At 51.2% G+C, this 16,792-nt stretch carries 14 protein-coding genes; all 14 read left to right on the top strand.

What is annotated here, in order from left to right:
• Positions 1-13: 13 nt before the first annotated feature.
• The 14 genes from ftsL (at position 14) to lpxC (ending at position 16,776) form a co-directional block, all read left to right on the top strand.
• Complete coding sequence (gene ftsL, locus K7B67_RS05400) at positions 14-310, top strand: cell division protein FtsL (RefSeq protein WP_252179343.1); 297 nt, start codon at positions 14-16, stop codon at positions 308-310.
• Positions 307-2,088: a penicillin-binding transpeptidase domain-containing protein gene (locus K7B67_RS05405; RefSeq protein ID WP_252179344.1), complete on the top strand. Its 1,782-nt coding sequence runs from the start codon at positions 307-309 to the stop codon at positions 2,086-2,088. Before ftsL ends, K7B67_RS05405 begins: the two co-directional genes overlap by 4 nt.
• Positions 2,085-3,611: a UDP-N-acetylmuramoyl-L-alanyl-D-glutamate--2,6-diaminopimelate ligase gene (locus K7B67_RS05410; RefSeq protein WP_252179345.1), complete on the top strand. Its 1,527-nt coding sequence runs from the start codon at positions 2,085-2,087 to the stop codon at positions 3,609-3,611. The genes K7B67_RS05405 and K7B67_RS05410 overlap by 4 nt, the downstream gene beginning before the upstream one ends.
• Positions 3,608-5,083 (top strand): UDP-N-acetylmuramoyl-tripeptide--D-alanyl-D-alanine ligase, encoded by a 1,476-nt coding sequence (murF, locus tag K7B67_RS05415; protein ID WP_252179346.1) that lies wholly within the window; start codon positions 3,608-3,610, stop codon positions 5,081-5,083. The genes K7B67_RS05410 and murF overlap by 4 nt, the downstream gene beginning before the upstream one ends.
• A gap of 2 nt (positions 5,084-5,085) precedes the next feature.
• Positions 5,086-6,168 carry a phospho-N-acetylmuramoyl-pentapeptide-transferase gene (gene mraY / locus K7B67_RS05420; protein ID WP_252179347.1) on the top strand — a complete coding sequence of 361 codons (1,083 nt, stop codon included), beginning with the start codon at positions 5,086-5,088 and terminating at the stop codon, positions 6,166-6,168.
• A gap of 26 nt (positions 6,169-6,194) precedes the next feature.
• Positions 6,195-7,550 (top strand): UDP-N-acetylmuramoyl-L-alanine--D-glutamate ligase, encoded by a 1,356-nt coding sequence (gene murD / locus K7B67_RS05425; protein ID WP_252179348.1) that lies wholly within the window; start codon positions 6,195-6,197, stop codon positions 7,548-7,550.
• On the top strand, positions 7,547-8,734 hold the full coding sequence (gene ftsW / locus K7B67_RS05430) for a putative lipid II flippase FtsW (RefSeq protein ID WP_252179349.1): 1,188 nt from the start codon (positions 7,547-7,549) through the stop codon (positions 8,732-8,734). The genes murD and ftsW overlap by 4 nt, the downstream gene beginning before the upstream one ends.
• On the top strand, positions 8,731-9,831 hold the full coding sequence (murG, locus tag K7B67_RS05435) for an undecaprenyldiphospho-muramoylpentapeptide beta-N-acetylglucosaminyltransferase (RefSeq protein ID WP_252179350.1): 1,101 nt from the start codon (positions 8,731-8,733) through the stop codon (positions 9,829-9,831). Before ftsW ends, murG begins: the two co-directional genes overlap by 4 nt.
• Positions 9,821-11,308 carry a UDP-N-acetylmuramate--L-alanine ligase gene (murC, locus tag K7B67_RS05440; RefSeq protein WP_252179351.1) on the top strand — a complete coding sequence of 496 codons (1,488 nt, stop codon included), beginning with the start codon at positions 9,821-9,823 and terminating at the stop codon, positions 11,306-11,308. Before murG ends, murC begins: the two co-directional genes overlap by 11 nt.
• Positions 11,309-11,310: 2 nt before the next feature.
• Positions 11,311-12,363 (top strand): D-alanine--D-alanine ligase, encoded by a 1,053-nt coding sequence (locus K7B67_RS05445; RefSeq protein ID WP_276576718.1) that lies wholly within the window; start codon positions 11,311-11,313, stop codon positions 12,361-12,363.
• Positions 12,335-13,114, top strand: a complete 780-nt coding sequence (locus K7B67_RS05450; RefSeq protein ID WP_252179352.1) for a cell division protein FtsQ/DivIB — start codon at positions 12,335-12,337, stop codon at positions 13,112-13,114. The genes K7B67_RS05445 and K7B67_RS05450 overlap by 29 nt, the downstream gene beginning before the upstream one ends.
• 91 nt (positions 13,115-13,205) lie before the next feature.
• Positions 13,206-14,444, top strand: a complete 1,239-nt coding sequence (gene ftsA / locus K7B67_RS05455; protein ID WP_252179353.1) for a cell division protein FtsA — start codon at positions 13,206-13,208, stop codon at positions 14,442-14,444.
• Between the two features lie 127 nt (positions 14,445-14,571).
• Positions 14,572-15,768 (top strand): cell division protein FtsZ, encoded by a 1,197-nt coding sequence (gene ftsZ, locus K7B67_RS05460; protein ID WP_252179354.1) that lies wholly within the window; start codon positions 14,572-14,574, stop codon positions 15,766-15,768.
• 93 nt (positions 15,769-15,861) lie between these two features.
• A complete protein-coding gene (gene lpxC, locus K7B67_RS05465) occupies positions 15,862-16,776 on the top strand; it encodes a UDP-3-O-acyl-N-acetylglucosamine deacetylase (RefSeq protein ID WP_252179355.1) in 915 nt (304 codons plus the stop codon).
• Positions 16,777-16,792 lie beyond the last annotated feature (16 nt).

Consider the following 16,792-nt stretch of genomic DNA (forward strand, 5'->3'; position numbering starts at 1 on the left):
TAAGGCTGAAAAAATGGATAAAGAACCACTGTTGGCGTTGTTTCAGAAGTCTAATTTAGTCACTGCTCTGTTGCTGGTCAGTGTTCTTGTGTCCGGCATTGCAGTGAGTTTTGTCGGGCATGAAAACAGGCGGCTTCATAATGAGCTTCAACAGGCGTTCGAGCACAGGAATATGGCCCAGGTTGAATGGGGTAAGTTGCTTTTGGAGCAAAGCTCCCTGACCAATCCGGTGCGAGTGGAAAAAATGGCAAGGGATGAGTTGGACATGGAAGTGCCTGAGGCTGGACGTATAAAAATGGTGGGGCCGTGAAAACTTCAGCAAGGCCAGCCAGTGCCAGCAGAAAAAAACCGACTGGCGAGAAGGCGGTTATGCCCTACCGCTGGAGAGTCAAGCTTTTGCAGCTGTTGTTTATCACAGTTGGGCTGGTGATTTGTTATCGCCTTGTTGATCTTCAGGTGTTGAATCACCATTTTCTTCAGAACGAAGGTGATAAACGTTCTGTCCGCCACGAGTCCATACCGGCTCACCGTGGAGTCATATTTGACCGAAACGGAAAAATTCTGGCGGTCAGTGCGCCAGTGATGACCGTCTGGGCTGATCCTCAGGATCTGGTTAAGGCTCCGGGGCGGTGGAGTGAATTGGCCTTCGCCCTGAAGCTGGAAAAAAGCTGGTTGGCAAACAAGGTAGAAAAGAACGCGGCCAAAGAGTTTATCTACCTCAAGCGTCAGATGACACCGGAGCAGGGTGAAAAAGTCAAAGCGTTGAAGGTGCCGGGCGTGCATATCCTTGACGAGCAGCGACGCTATTACCCCATGGGAGAGGTGACGGCACATCTGGTGGGTATTACCGGGATTGACGACAAAGGCCAGGAAGGGTTGGAGCTGGGATACGATCACTGGTTGACCGGTACCGAGGGCGCTCGCAGGGTGCTGAAAGATCGCCGGGGTCATCTTGCCAGAGAGGCAGAATTGGTAGAAAGCGCCCAACCCGGAAAGGAGTTGATGCTCAGTATTGATTCCAGACTCCAGTACATGGCTTATCGAGAGTTGAAGAGCGCCGTAGAAAAGGCCAGGGCCAAAGCGGGTTCGCTGGTGATGATGGATGTCCAGACAGGAGAAGTTCTGGCCATGGTTAACCAGCCATCCTATAACCCGAATAACCGAACCGGGTTACAGCCTTTTCGGATGAGAAACCGGGTTATGACCGATCTGCTTGAGCCGGGGTCAACCATTAAACCTTTTACTGTGGCTGCTGCCCTGGAGTCTGGAGAGTATGACCGCTATACCCAGATCGAAACCGGTTTGGGGTATCTGCGTGTTGGGCGAAACGCCGTTCGGGATGTCCTGGGTTTTGGCACCATTGATGTCGAAACGGTTTTAACCAAGTCCAGCAATATCGGTGTCGCGAAGATGGCGCTGGATATTGGTGTTGATAAAGTGGTTGATCTATTGCGCCGGGTAGGTATTGGACAAAGCCCCGGAACCGGCTTTCCCGGGGAAAGGGCAGGCTTTCTACCCTACCGGGATCGCTGGAGTGATATTGAGGTGGCTACCCTGTCTTTCGGTTACGGGTTGACTTTGACACCGTTGCAGTTAGCACAGGCTTATTCTGTGCTGGGCTCTGGCGGCATACTCCGGCCAGTTTCTTTGATTAAGCGTGATGTCGCTCCTGATGGTATCAGGGTCATGGATGAAGAGGTGGCTCATAAAGTGGTGTCCATGTTAGGCAAAGTCGTCGAAAAAGGTGGCACAGGCTCCCGTGGTGCAGTGAAGTCTTATGATGTAGGAGGCAAAACGGGAACGGTTAAGAAGGTGGGGAGCAGTGGCTACCTGGAAGATCGTTATGTCAGCTTGTTCGCCGGTATTGCACCGGTAGAAAATCCACGCATTGTCACGGTGGTGATCATTGATGATCCGGCAGGAAAAGATTACTACGGCGGTGTGATCGCTGGCCCGGTATTTTCCAGTGTCACGGGTCAGGCTTTGCGGATGCTGGGTGTCAGACCCAGTGAGGACCCAATACTGACCGCCAAAAGACCTGGTCTGGAGCAGACTGGAGAGACAAAATTGAAACAGGATGGAACATGACCTCGTCGCCAATGACGTCTTTAAATGAAGTGCTGGCGGAGCTGAATCAAGCGCCGCTGGATAAAGATATAATGCTCACAGGATTGGCTCTCGACAGTCGCAGGCTGCTCGGGGGCGAGTTGTTTCTGGCTGTGCCGGGTCTGAGTTCTGACGGTCGCAAGTTTATTGATGCAGCTCTGGACGCGGGTGCCTCGGCAGTGCTCGCTGATTCAGGCCGGGAGTCACCTTCTGAAACGGAATTTCTGGCTGGCAAGCCTGTTATTTTTATCGAAAATTTAAAAGCGCATATTAGCTATCTTGCCGATCGATTTTATCGACAGCCATCTTCAAAGCTGAAACTGATTGGGGTGACCGGAACCAATGGCAAAACCTCAGCCTGCTGGTTTGCTGCGCAGTTACTTTCTCTTATGGGTAAGCCTTGTGCTGTGATGGGAACCCTGGGTAAAGGGGTTCCTCCAGAGCTGGAGCCTTGCCTGAATACCACATCAGACCCTGTGTCGATACAGAGCTTTATGGCTGAGCTGGTGGCAGGAGATGTGTCTGCTATGGCGATGGAGGTTTCTTCCCATGGTTTGCATCAGGGGCGGGCAGATCAGTTAACGTTTGAAGTAGGCGTTTTCACGAATATCAGTCGTGACCATCTTGATTATCATAAGACAATGGACGACTATGCCAAAGCCAAGGCTCTGCTCTTTGCCGATGGTCGTGCCAAAAAAGCGGTGATTAACCTGGATGATGACTACAGCGAACTGATGCTGTCCAGTTGCGCCAGTGATACTGAAGTGTTTACTTTCTCTCTGACCTCGGATAAAGCCGATATTACCGCTCAGAATATTCTCCTGGATGGGGAAGGCGTTAAGGCTGATCTGGATACGCCCTGGGGTAAAGGCCTGCTGAAAACGTCTCAGCTGGGCCGTTTCAGCCTTGAAAACCTTTTGGCGGTTATCGGGGCTGTGTGTTGTCAGGACTATTCTCTGGAGCGGGTGCTTGAAAAGCTACCACAACTGAGCACTGTGCCGGGCAGAATGCAACGGTTCGGTGGTGGTCACAAGCCAGTGGTTGTGGTGGATTATGCTCATACTCCCGATGCTCTGACGAGTGTCCTGAAAGCATTGAGAGAGCACGGCGCTGCAAAATTAATCTGTGTTTTTGGTTGTGGTGGTGATCGTGATCGGGGCAAGAGGCCGCTTATGGCCCGCGCTGCCATCAAGGGCGCAGATGAAGTGGTGGTGACCAGCGATAACCCCAGAAGCGAAGATCCTGAAGCCATCATCAGAGATACCTTGGCAGGGCTTGATCACGCCAGTATACCTGTGACCTCTGTCACTCATCGTGCCGATGCTATTTGTCAGGCTGTCTGCAAGGCTGCTGCTGGCGATATGGTTGTGATCGCCGGCAAAGGGCACGAGGATTATCAGGAGATCAATGGCGTCAGGCATTATTTTGATGACCGTGAAGAGGCCAGAAAAGCCTTGGATCTCTGGCAGCCGTCAGTAACTTCAGTCAGCGAGGGGGTGGCATGATTCGTCCATTTACCCTTGCTGAGCTGACCCATGTGCTTCAGGGGACTCTTCTGGCGGGCAATTTTGATGATTTTGATGATTTTGATGATAGTGCCACCATAGATAGTGCCACCATAACCGGTATCAGTATTGATACCAGAACCCTGGAGCAAGGTAATCTTTTTGTTGCCATCAAGGGGCCCCGTTTTGATGGCCATGCCTATGCTGTCAAGGCTGAGTCTGCCGGTGCTATTGCCGTTGTGGTTCAGGAGTCTGTTGAGGGGCTGACCATTCCCCAGATTCAGGTTAAGGATACGGATAAAGCACTTGGGCGGCTGGGGCAGTTTAATCGTGAATGCTTTTATGAGCCAGTGGTGGCAGTGACGGGCACTTGTGGAAAAACATCGGTCAAAGAGATGCTGGCCGCTGTTTTCGAGCAGGCTGGCGAGGTTCTGGCCACCCGGGGGAATTTGAATAACGCCTATGGTGTGCCCCTGACGCTGTTCAGGCTGGCAGAAGATCATCGTCATGCGGTGATAGAGTTAGGCACCAGTTCTCCTGGTGAGATTGATTACATCACGCGTCTGACTGAGCCGGATGTTGCCATTATCACCAATGCTTCAGAGAATCATCTCAAGGATTTGTTAACGCTTGAGGGAGTGATTCATGAGAAGGGCTTTATTCTCGAGGGGCTCAAACAAAACGGTACTGCTGTACTGAATTTCGATGATCCCAGCTTTCAGCGCTGGCAAGAAAGAGCTCTGAAACAGTCTGGTCGAAAAGTGTTGTCCTTCAGCCTGAATAAGCGGGAAGCTGATGTGTTTGCCTCTGAAGTGTCTTCAGTGCCTGAAGGTATGACGTTCAGGTTGCATGTTGTTCAGGGTGATGTTGAAAAGCAGGCGAGCATCAATCTGTCCTTCTGGGGTAAGCATCAGGTTCAAAATGCCTGTTGCGCCGCCGCCGCAGCGACTGCCGTCGGTCTGGAACTGGACATTATTGCCAGAGGGCTGGAAAATGCCCGTCCTTATCAACAAAGAGGTACCCGTTACCCTCTGTCGAATGGTGTTCTGGTCATTGACGAGAGTTATAACGCCAGTCCGATTGCCACTCTGGCTGCCATAGATCAACTGGCAGACTGTGGGGGTAAAACCATTATGGTGTTGGGGGATATGCTGGATCTTGGTGGCGTGAGTGAAGCCCGGCATGTTGATGTGGGCGAGTATGCAGCAGTCAGAAGTATTGATTGTTTTGCTGCTTACGGTCAAGTGTCTATTGCTGCTGTTGAAGCGTTTAAAAATGAGCTTCATGGCGGTCAAGCACAGCACTTTTATGATAAAGAAGCGCTCTCGAACTGGGTAAGAACCCGGATACAGAGTTTCAGAGAGCAACAGGCGGATTGTCCCATCACGGTTCTTGTTAAGGGATCGAATGGAATGAATATGTTGGATGTAGTCAGATCCCTGACGGGATCAGAATATAAGGGAGAGCGCTGATAATGCTGCTCTGGCTTGCGGATTTTCTGTCGCAATACTATCACGGCTTTGCCGTTTTCAAATACCTTACACTCAGGGCTATCCTGGGTGTGCTTACGGCGCTGGGCATGGGGCTCTGGCTGGGACCTTATATGATTCGTCGGCTGAGCTATCACCAGATAGGGCAGTCAGTGCGTGATGATGGTCCGCAATCACACCTCAGCAAAGCTGGAACACCTACCATGGGTGGGGCTTTGATCCTGATTTGTATCGCGGTCAGTACGCTGTTATGGGCCAATCTGAGTAATCGTTATATCTGGGTGGTTTTACTGGTGACAGCGGTATTCGGGGTTGTTGGCTGGGTGGACGACTACCGTAAGGTAGTGGAAAAAAACTCAAGAGGGTTGCCTGCACGCTGGAAGTTTTTCTGGCAGTCGGTGGGTGGGCTGGGTGCGGCCGTTTTCCTCTACGCTACCGCTAAATCACCGGTTGAGACCAGCCTGATTGTGCCCTTCTTCAAACATGTCGTCATTGATCTTGGTCCCTTCTTTATTGTGCTGGCTTACCTGACCATTGTCGGTTGCAGTAATGCCGTCAATCTGACGGATGGCCTGGACGGGCTGGCGATCATGCCTACGGTGCTGGTGGCTTCTGCACTGGCTGTTTTTGCCTATGCCAGTGGCCATGCGAATTTTGCCCAGTATCTGTTTATTCCCTTTGTACCAGGCTCAGGGGAGTTGGTGGTTTTTTGTGCTGCTATAGGCGGCGCGGGTCTGGCGTTTCTCTGGTTTAATACCTACCCCGCCCAGGTCTTTATGGGGGATGTGGGTGCTCTGGCGCTTGGTGCAGCACTGGGTGTGCTGGCGGTTATTGTTCGTCAGGAAGTCGTACTGGTCATTATGGGCGGGGTTTTTGTGATGGAGACGGTGTCGGTAATTCTGCAGGTGGCTTCGTTCAAGCTCACCGGGCGCAGAATATTCCGTATGGCGCCACTGCATCATCATTTTGAATTAAAGGGTTGGCCTGAGCCCCGGGTGATTGTCCGTTTCTGGATTATTACCCTGATTCTGGTTCTGATTGGTCTTGCGTCACTGAAGATTCGTTAACGCAGTTTGCACGGGAAAAAATACGCGTGTCAGCATTGATAAGTTCAAATCGTACAAGAGTAGTCGTCGGTCTCGGCAAGACCGGGCTGTCCTGTGCGCGCTATCTTGCTGAAAGACAACGCTCGTTCAAAGTGATGGACACCCGGGAGAACCCTCCCGGCATTGATGAACTCAAAGCCATTTATCCGGATGTCCCTGTTCATCTGGGTGGCCTGAATCCGGAGTGGTTGAATGATGCGGATGAGCTGATTCTCAGTCCGGGTATTGCGCTGGCTACGCCTGAGATTGCTGAAGCTGTCGGTAAAGGTACCCAGGCGATTGGTGATGTCGAGCTGTTCTGCCGTGAGGTGGATAAACCCGTTGTTGCCATTACCGGCTCTAATGGCAAGAGTACGGTGACAACTCTGCTGGGAGAGATGGCAAAAGAGGCCGGTTTGAATGTTGCCGTCGGTGGTAATATTGGCACTCCAGCTCTTGAACTGCTGGAGAGGGAAAATGTTGACCTCTATATCCTGGAATTATCCAGCTTCCAGCTGGAAACCACTCATTCTTTACGCGCAGCTGCCGCGACAGTCCTGAATATCAGTCCTGACCACATGGATCGCTATGAGTCCATGATGGACTACCACAAGGCCAAGCAGCGTATATATCGTGGTTGTAAACATGCGGTTTACAACAAACAGGATGCCCTGACTGTGCCGCTTCTTCCTCAGACTGTACCAGCAACAGCGTTTACTTCCGCTAAGCCGGATTTGCACGACTATGGTCTGATTGAGGATAAAGAGGGGGTATGGCTTTGTAAGGGGGTTGAAAGGCTCCAGCAGGCGGCGGCCATGAAGTTACCGGGTCGTCACAATCAGTTGAATGCGTTGGCTGCCCTGGCTCTTGGTGAGTCAGTGGGCATCCCGATGACGCCTATGCTGGAGACCTTGAGACGCTTTACCGGCCTTGCTCACCGATGCCAGTGGGTGGCTGAAGAAAAGGGTGTGGTATGGATTAATGATTCCAAAGCCACCAATGTCGGTGCATCGGTTGCGGCCATCGAAGGTCTGGGTGAGACTCTTGCCGGAAAAATTGTTCTCATTGCCGGTGGCGATGGCAAGGGGGCGGATTTTAATCAGCTGAAACAGCCGTTACAAAAATATGGTCGGAAAGTTGTGCTGATAGGGCGTGACGCACCTGATATTGATGCTGCCGTCAGTGGTGTGATCCCGGTTCAATATGCCAAGGACCTGGCGGCGGCAATAGACCATGCCTGTGAGGTCAGTGAAAGTGGTGATGCTGTCCTGCTGGCTCCCGCCTGCGCCAGTTTTGATATGTTCAAGAGTTTTGAGCAGCGTGGCGATGTCTTTACGACTCTGGTCAGGGAGCGCCTTGTATGACGCTACACCAGAAGCTTCTCAGTGAAATAAGATCACCTTTTACCGGCCACCGTAGCAGTGCTCTTGACCTGCCACTGCTGGGAGCTGTGCTGGTGCTTATGGTAATAGGCCTGATTATGGTCAGCTCCGCCTCCATGGGAGTGGCGGGCAGTGATTACTCTGATCCATTTCACTTTCTGAACAGGCAGGCTTTCTTTGTTTTTGCTGGCCTGTTCCTGATGTGTGCCATGCTGGTGGTTCCGGTTAAAACGGTGGAGAAATACAGCTGGCTTTCTCTTTTTGGTGGTCTGGGTCTGCTGCTGGCTGTGCTGATTGTGGGTCGTGAGGTCAACGGCAGTGTTCGCTGGATTCCTTTGGGCCCTTTTAGCCTTCAGGCATCAGAAGCGGCTAAATTGATGATTGTCGTATATCTGGCAGCCTATCTGGTTCGTCGATTGGACGAAGTCAGAACTCAATGGACTGGCTTTCTCAAGCCAATGGCCATTCTTATTGTTTCGTCCGTACTGCTTTTGATGGAGCCAGATCTTGGCGCGCTTGTGGTATTGATGGGCGCTTCTATGGGTATGATCTTTCTGGCGGGTGCCAGACTCTGGCAGTTTATTATTCTGATCCTGCTGCTGGTGAGTTGTATTGCCGGCTTGATTGTTTTTGAGCCTTATCGCATGGCTCGTCTGGCTTCTTATATGGATCCCTGGGCCAATGCTTTTGGCAGTGGCTACCAGTTAACTCAGTCCCTGATTGCCTTTGGGCGGGGTGAATGGTTTGGTGAAGGGCTGGGTAACAGTCTGCAAAAGCTATTCTATTTACCGGAAGCTCATACCGATTTTGTCTTTGCCGTTCTGGCGGAAGAGTTTGGTGTTCTTGGGGCAGTCTTTGTCCTGACTTTGATTCTGTTTATTTCCTGGAGAGCTTTGCAAATCGGTTTCCGGGCAGAAGCCAAAAAATTACTGTTCCACGGCTATGTTGCTTATGGGGTTGGCTTGTTATATAGCAGTCAGGCGTTGATCAATATTGCGGTAAATACCGGATTACTGCCCACAAAAGGGTTGGCCTTGCCTCTGATCAGTTATGGAGGCAGCAGCCTGTTAATCAACTGCCTGGCTTTTGGATTATTGTTGCGAATTGATTATGAACGACGGCGGTTTAATGTCGAAAAAGATAACAAAAACAGGGAGGTGTCATGAGTGCTGCTGATAAACCTACTGTTTTAATTATGGCCGGTGGTACGGGTGGGCATATTTTTCCTGCACTGGCCACCGCCAGGGAACTTGAGCAGCGTGGCTACGCTGTTCGCTGGTTGGGTACGGCCAACAGTATGGAGGCCGAACTGGTACCGCGCCATGGTTTTGAAATCAGTTTTATCCCGGTTACCGGACTGAGGGGTAAAGGCTTGAGCTTTTTACTGAAAGCTCCCTTGAGACTGACTGTTTCACTGGTCCGGGCCTTGAAAGTGATTCGAAGCTGCAACCCTGTCTGTGTTCTGGGAATGGGTGGTTTTGTGACGGGTCCCGGCGGGATCGCATCCCGTTTGTTGGGTGTTCCGCTGGTGATTCACGAACAGAATGCCATTGCTGGTTTCACGAACAAGGTGTTATCCAGAATTGCCTGCAAAGTATTACTGGCTTTTCCCGGTGCTTTTGGTGCCATGACTGGCTCAATGAAGCGCTCCGGGAAACTTGTTTTGACGGGTAATCCGGTCAGAACAGATATTGCCGATCTGGATATTCCCTCGCCACTGAATGACCGAACTTTAAAGTTGCTGGTGGTCGGTGGCAGCAGGGGGGCTGTAGCCATCAACGAGCTGGTTCCAAAAGTGCTCACCCGGTTTAAAGGTTACATCGAGGTATGGCATCAAACTGGCGAGAATAATCTGGATGCGACCCGTGAGTCTTATCGTACTCTGGGTGTTGAGGGTCGGGTAGAGCCCTTTATTGAGGATATGGCCAGTGCTTATGAGTGGGCAGATCTGGTGATTTGCCGTGCGGGTGCCCTGACGGTTTCAGAGCTGGCAATGGCCCGCAGGGCCGCCATACTGGTGCCTTATCCCCATGCTGTTGATGATCATCAGACCGTCAATGGTCAGTACCTGGTCAACCAGGGCGCTGCCATGATGGTGCAGCAGAAAGATCTGAATGAAAACTGTCTGACGGACATGTTAGAGAATATTGTGGGCAATCCTGAGCAGCTGCTTGCCATGGCCGAGGCTGCGGGCAGTGTTGCCAAGCCTACGGCAGCTGAGGAAGTCGCTGATCATTGTCTGGAGGTGGCTCATGCTTGCTGATAAACCGATTTTTCCTGTGGCTCCTATACCAGAAATGCGTCGTATAAAACGCATTCATTTCGTTGGCATAGGTGGTTCAGGCATGTGCGGTATCGCTGAAGTGCTGAAGAACCAGGGCTACCAGATCTCAGGGTCAGACATCAGGCGCTCACCGGTAACCCAGCGTCTGGAAGATCAGGGGATTACTGTCTTCATTGGCCATAAATCCGGTAATGTCGAAGGGGCGGATGTAGTGGTCACTTCAACGGCAGTTGCTTCGGAAAATCCAGAAGTGGTTGCAGCGAGAGAGCAGCGTGTACCGGTGGTTCCCAGGGCAGAGATGCTGGCCGAACTGATGCGTTACCGTCATGGTATTGCTGTGGCAGGTACGCACGGCAAGACAACGACAACCAGTCTGCTGGCTTCGGTGTTGGGTCATGGTGGCCTGGACCCTACTTTTGTCATTGGTGGTCGCCTGAACTCTGCCGGTACCAATGCCAAGCTCGGAGGCAGTCGTTACCTCGTGGCAGAAGCGGATGAGTCAGACGCATCTTTTCTGCATCTGCAACCGATGGTTTCTATTGTGACCAACATTGATGCAGATCATATGGCGACCTATGAAGGGGACTTTGGCAAGCTGAAGAAAACCTTTGTGGATTTTCTCCATAACCTGCCATTTTATGGTCTGGCTGTGGTCTGTACAGACTGTCCTGTCGTGCAAGAACTGTTACCATCGATTAAACGACAGGTCATCACTTATGGTGAAAGTAAAGGGGCCGATTTCCGAGCGGTTAATATTCAGCAAAAAGGTATGAAGACCTGTTTTGAACTGGAGCGGAAATCTCACGACAATAAAAAGGTAGACAATAAAAAGGTAAAAGTTGAGCTGAATATTCCTGGTCGTCACAATGTTCTCAATGCCCTGGCTACTTTTATCGTCGCCTCGGATGAAGGTATGCCTGATGAAGTGATCTGTGAAGGGCTCAGGCAGTTCCAGGGCGTCGGCAGACGATTCCAGGTGCAGGGGGATTTTCAGGCTGAATCCGCCCGGGTAATGCTCGTTGATGATTATGGTCATCACCCGACAGAGGTGGCGGCAACGATCCAGGCTATCCGCGCCGGATGGCCAGACAAGAGACTGGTTATGGTGTATCAGCCACACCGCTATTCGAGAACCCGGGACCTTTATGAAGATTTTGTGGAGGTGCTGTCCCAGGTGGATGTCCTGCTTTTGATGGAAGTCTATCCGGCGGGAGAGGAACCCATTCCAGGTGCTGATACACGAAGCCTCTGTCGAAGCATTCGTCAGAGAGGTCAGCTGGAGCCCGTTTTTATCTCCAGTCCTGAAGAAGTGAGTACTGTTCTGCAAGGTGTGGTAGAAGACAATGACCTTGTTCTGACCCAGGGTGCTGGAGACATTGGTGCTTTGGCGGTGAGGCTGACGACAGAGCTGGGTGAAAAACTGGATGACACAACTCAGGATGGAAGGGTAGCTTGAAGATGTATAGCCAGAAACAGGGGCAGACAGTTATTGATACAGACAGCCATGAGCTTGTTGAGCTTGTGGACAGCCATGAGCTTGGAAAAATATTCGGCAAAGTAGCGGTACTGCTGGGTGGTTGTTCGGCTGAACGGGAGGTGAGTCTCGCATCAGGTGCACGCATCTTCGAAGCCTTGCAAGCCTCTGGCATAGATTGTTGCCTTATTGATCCGGTGGACGGGCTGGTTAGTCAGCTGGTTGAACAGAAACCTGATCGCGTGTTTATCGCCCTGCATGGTCCCCGTGGTGAGGATGGTACGGTGCAGGGGCTGCTTGATCAAATGGATATACCCTATGCGGGCAGTGACATTATGTCTTCCGCATTGGCTATGGATAAATACAGAAGCAAGCTGCTCTGGCAGGCCGTTGGTTTACCCACCCCGGATTTTATGCTGATTGAGCAGTCCGAAAACCTGGATAGCTGTGCGGAGATATTACCGGCTTTTGTAAAACCCAGCCTGGAAGGCTCCAGTGTCGGGATTACCCGAGTTGATCGGGAGCAGGATCTGCTGCCAGCCTGGGAACAGGCTTCAGAGTACGGTAGCTCTGTGCTGGTGGAACAGTTTATTGATGGCCCTGAGTTTACCGTGGCGATTCTGAACGGGCAGCCCCTGCCTGCTATTCGAATCGAGTCAGCAGAGTCTTTTTATGACTATGACGCCAAGTATCTCTCAGGGAACACTCAATATCACTTACCCTGTGGTCTGTCGGCAAGCAAGGAGCAAGAGCTTCAGGCCCTGGCTCTGACCGCTTTCGAAACACTGGGTTGTTCTGGATGGGGGCGAGTGGACTTTATGCAGGACCAGAGAGGACGTTTCTGGCTACTTGAGGCAAATACGGTGCCCGGTATGACTGAGACGAGTCTTGTTCCTATGGCTGCAAAGTCAGTGGGTTTGAGTTTTGATGCATTGGTTCTGGAGATTCTGAAGTCGTCCCTGTTACCGGCTCATCAGAAGGAGGTTGGCATAAAGGGAAGTGACGAGCTTGTTCAAACAGAATCAGAAGTCATCTGACGTCTCAGGTAATCGTAGTCGTGGAGCGAGTCGGGAAAGGGATAAAGGGCGGGTTCGCTCTATTCCATGGCAGCGTTGCCTGGGACTGACGGCTATCTGTGCTCTGGGCGGAGTGCTGCTCTGGATTTGGCCAACATTGATGATGTGGGTTAATCAGCCGATAGCACGGGTGGAGGTGCGTTCCACGTTCAATTATCTGGAACCTGGTGAAGTTGAAAAACAGCTGGCGCCCTGGTTGGTTAACCGGTTTTTTTACCTTGACCTGAAAGCGATGCGCGAGGTTGTTCTGGATATGCCGTGGGTAAGAGAAGTCAGCCTGCGTCGAGAGTGGCCGAATACTCTGATCGTCAGGCTGGAAGAGCGAAAACCTATTGCCCGTTGGCAGGATGACGCTTTAATTGATGAGGATGGAGGCGTCTTCAGGCCAGAGTCTTTGGAAGCTTTCAGTAAGCTGCCAAAGCTGGCAGGTCGGGAAGATCGTTCTCAGGATATTATGCAGCAATACCTGGCGTTTAGTCAGGTGATCAGGCCCCTTGGGGTCGCCGTTCGAGAGTTACAGCTCAGTACAACGGATTCCTGGTGGCTGAGAGTGGATCATGTTGAAGTCAATCTTGGGCGTGATCGCAGAATGGAAAGATTGCAGCGTTTTATCAGGCTGTACCATGCAAGGCTTGATGATCGCTGGCAGGATGTAAAGCGCATTGATTTGCGCTATTTGAATGGGGCTTCGGTTGCCTGGAAACAGCCATGAAAACGTCGTAATTCGTTTACATGGCACCGCTGGAATAATGGGCTCGGTGCACTGACTATTACAGTTTGAGTGGTTTGGGAAGACAAATGCCATGACAACGGCTGATAACGGAAATTTAATCGTCGGACTTGATATTGGGACTTCCAAGGTTGTCGCGATCGTGGGTGAAATAAGCGCCGATGGCCAGCTTGAAGTGATCGGGATCGGCTCACATACTTCTCGGGGCTTGAAGCGTGGCGTTGTCGTTAACATAGACTCTACCGTCCACGCTATCAAAAGAGCGGTGGAAGAGGCAGAGCTGATGGCGGGCTGTCAGATCCACTCGGTTTACGCTGGTATTGCCGGAAATCATATTCGCAGCCTTAACTCCCACGGCATCGTTGCTATCAGGGAAAGAGAAGTTGCCGGAGCCGATGTTGACAGGGTGATTGATGCCGCTCAGGCTGTTGCCATTCCGGCGGATCAGAAAATTCTTCATATTCTGCCCCAGGAATATGTGATTGATACCCAGGAAGGTGTAAAAGAGCCACTGGGTATGTCAGGTGTTCGCCTTGAGGCAAAAGTGCATCTGGTAACCTGTGCTGTTAATGCATCGCAAAATATTGAGAATTGCATTAAGCGATGCGGTCTGGCAGTAGACGACATTATTCTGGAGCAGCTGGCTTCCAGCTATTCAGTGCTTTCAGAGGATGAAAAAGAGCTCGGTGTATGCATGGTGGATATTGGTGGCGGTACTACTGATATTGCTATTTTCACTGGAGGGGCCATACGACATACGGCGGTTATTCCCATCGCCGGTGATCAGGTGACCAACGATATTGCCATGGCTCTGAGAACACCCACTCAGCATGCTGAAGAGCTTAAGATTAAATATGCCTGCGCTCTCACCCAGTTGGCTGGGGCGGAAGATATGATCAAGGTTCCCAGTGTCGGGGACAGGCCGGCCAGAGAACTGTCCCGGCAGTCACTGGCAGAAGTGGTCGAGCCCAGATACGATGAGCTGTTTACGTTGATTCAGGCAGAATTAAGACGCAGTGGTTTTGAAGATCTTATCCCGGCCGGTATCGTACTCACAGGCGGGACTTCCAAAATGGAAGGTGCCGTGGATCTGGCAGAAGAAATTTTTCATATGCCCGTCAGGCTCGGTGTGCCTCAGGCTGTCCAGGGTTTGACAGATGTCGTATGTAACCCTATTTATGCAACAGGTGTCGGCTTGCTTCATTATGGTTTGAAAGCTCAGCAGGATGGGCGAAGGGAAACAGCCAGTTTTAGCAAGCAGGAAGAAGGTCTGCTTAATCGGCTGAAAAAATGGTTTCAAGGTCAATTTTGATTGAAGAGTGCCATCAACAGAAGTGATCGTATTACATGCAGGCTGGTTTTTCGGGAAAGTAATCGTGGTGTTGTGGTAATGACTATTCAGAAAATATATTGTTTAAGGTAATAGAAAGGAGATGGCCATGTTTGAGCTGGTGGATAATGTTCCGCAGGAAGCGGTAATAAAGGTGGTTGGTGTAGGTGGCGGTGGCGGTAACGCCGTGTGCCACATGCTGAACAGTCGGCTGGAAGGTGTTGAGTTTGTCTGTGCCAATACGGATGCTCAGGCTCTGAAAAAACAGCACCTTCAGGCGCACACTCATTTGCAGTTGGGGGCCAATATTACCCGCGGCCTCGGTGCTGGAGCGAATCCGGAAGTCGGTCGTGAAGCTGCAATGGAAGACCGGGATCGGATTGCTGAAGTGTTAGCGGGCTCTGATATGGTGTTCATCACTGCCGGTATGGGCGGTGGAACAGGTACCGGAGCGGCTCCTGTTGTGGCTGAAATTGCCAGAGAAATGGGTGCTTTGACCGTGGCGGTGGTGACCAAGCCTTTTTCTTTTGAAGGTCGCCGTAGAATGACAGTGGCTGAGGAAGGTCTGAATCAGTTGAAAGAGAGTGTAGACTCTCTGGTCTGTATTCCTAATGAGAACCTTCTGCCTGTGTTGGGGCGTGATGTCAGCCTGTTAAACGCATTTGGTGCCGCTAATGATGTACTGCTGGGTGCAGTTCAGGGTATTTCAGAATTGATCACCCGCGACGGCCTGATTAACGTAGACTTCGCTGACGTACGTACCGTTATGTCTGAAATGGGCATGGCTATGATGGGTACAGGTTCTGCCACAGGCAGCAACAGAGCGATTGAAGCGGCCGAGCGTGCTATCCGTAGCCCTCTTTTGGAAGATGTTAACCTTCAGGGGGCTCGTGGTGTGCTGGTTAATATTACTGCGGGCCTGGATCTTTCTGTCGGCGAATTCCACGAAGTAGGTGATACCGTGCGTGAATTTGCTTCAGATAATGCTACCACCGTGGTAGGCACCGTTATCGATCCGGAAATGACGGATGAATTAAGGGTGACTGTTGTTGCGACCGGCCTCGGAGACGGTGGTGATAAACGGGAGCAGTCGCTCAAGGTGGTTGATGGTTCCAGGTCCAAGGCAACCCGTCCAGATGGTACCCTGAATCTCAAGGAGCTCGACATTCCTCCCCATGTTCGCAATAAAGCTGCTGAACAGCCCGAGGTGGAGCAAGCTGAAAAAAAGCCCCGCAGGCAGGCACCATCAACTGACAATGTGGATTACCTGGATATACCGGCGTTTTTACGTCGTCAGGCTGATTGAGTGAATGACTGGTTGTGTCATGTGTAAGTTTTGTTACAATAGGTCGTTGCATTCAAATAACAGGGACCTTTGAGGTCGCGGAATAGCGTTATCATGATCAGACAGCGTACCCTGAAAAATATTATTCGAGCTACGGGAGTGGGGTTACATTCCGGTGAGAAAGTCTATTTGACTCTTAAACCGGCTCCCGTCGATACTGGCATTATCTTCTGCCGTACAGACCTTGAGCCTGTGGTGGAAATTCCTGCTCGTGCGGAATATGTCGGACAAACTACTCTGTGTACCTCTTTGCAGAAAGACGGTGTCCGGGTAGATACCGTTGAACACCTGCTTTCGGCAATGGCTGGTCTGGGCATTGACAATGCCTATGTTGAAGTCAGTGCCCATGAAGTACCAATTATGGACGGTAGTGCGGGTCCTTTTGTTTTCCTGATCCAGTCTGCTGGTATTCGGGAGCAGGAGGCAGCCAAGAAATTTATTCGCATCAAGAAAGAAGTGACCGTCACTGACGGTGAGAAAACGGCTACTTTCAAGCCTTATGACGGCTTTAAAGTCAGCTTTACTATCTATTTTGATCATCCTGTTTTCAAAGGTCGTTCCCAGACCTCTGAGATCGATTTTTCCAGCACTTCGTTTGTCAAAGAAGTCAGCCGGGCCCGTACCTTCGGATTTATGCGTGACGTTGAGTACCTGCGTTCACAGAATCTGGCCCTGGGAGGCAGCGTTGATAACGTTGTCGTGGTTGATGACTACCGGATTCTGAACGAAGACGGACTTCGTTATCACGATGAACTGGTCAAGCACAAAATTCTGGATGCCATCGGGGACCTGTACCTTTTAGGTAATAGCCTGATTGGTCAGTTCGTTGGCTACAAGTCCGGACATGAGCTGAATAACAAGCTGGTTCGTTCTCTGCTGGAGAATGAAAAAGCCTGGGAGGTGGTGACATTCGAGGATGCTGAAGTGGCACCGATTTCCTATCTCAAACCTGTTGCGGTCACCGCTTGACTCTTATGGGTTATGT

Source organism: Endozoicomonas sp. 4G, from assembly GCF_023822025.1.
Lineage (GTDB): Bacteria > Pseudomonadota > Gammaproteobacteria > Pseudomonadales > Endozoicomonadaceae > Endozoicomonas_A.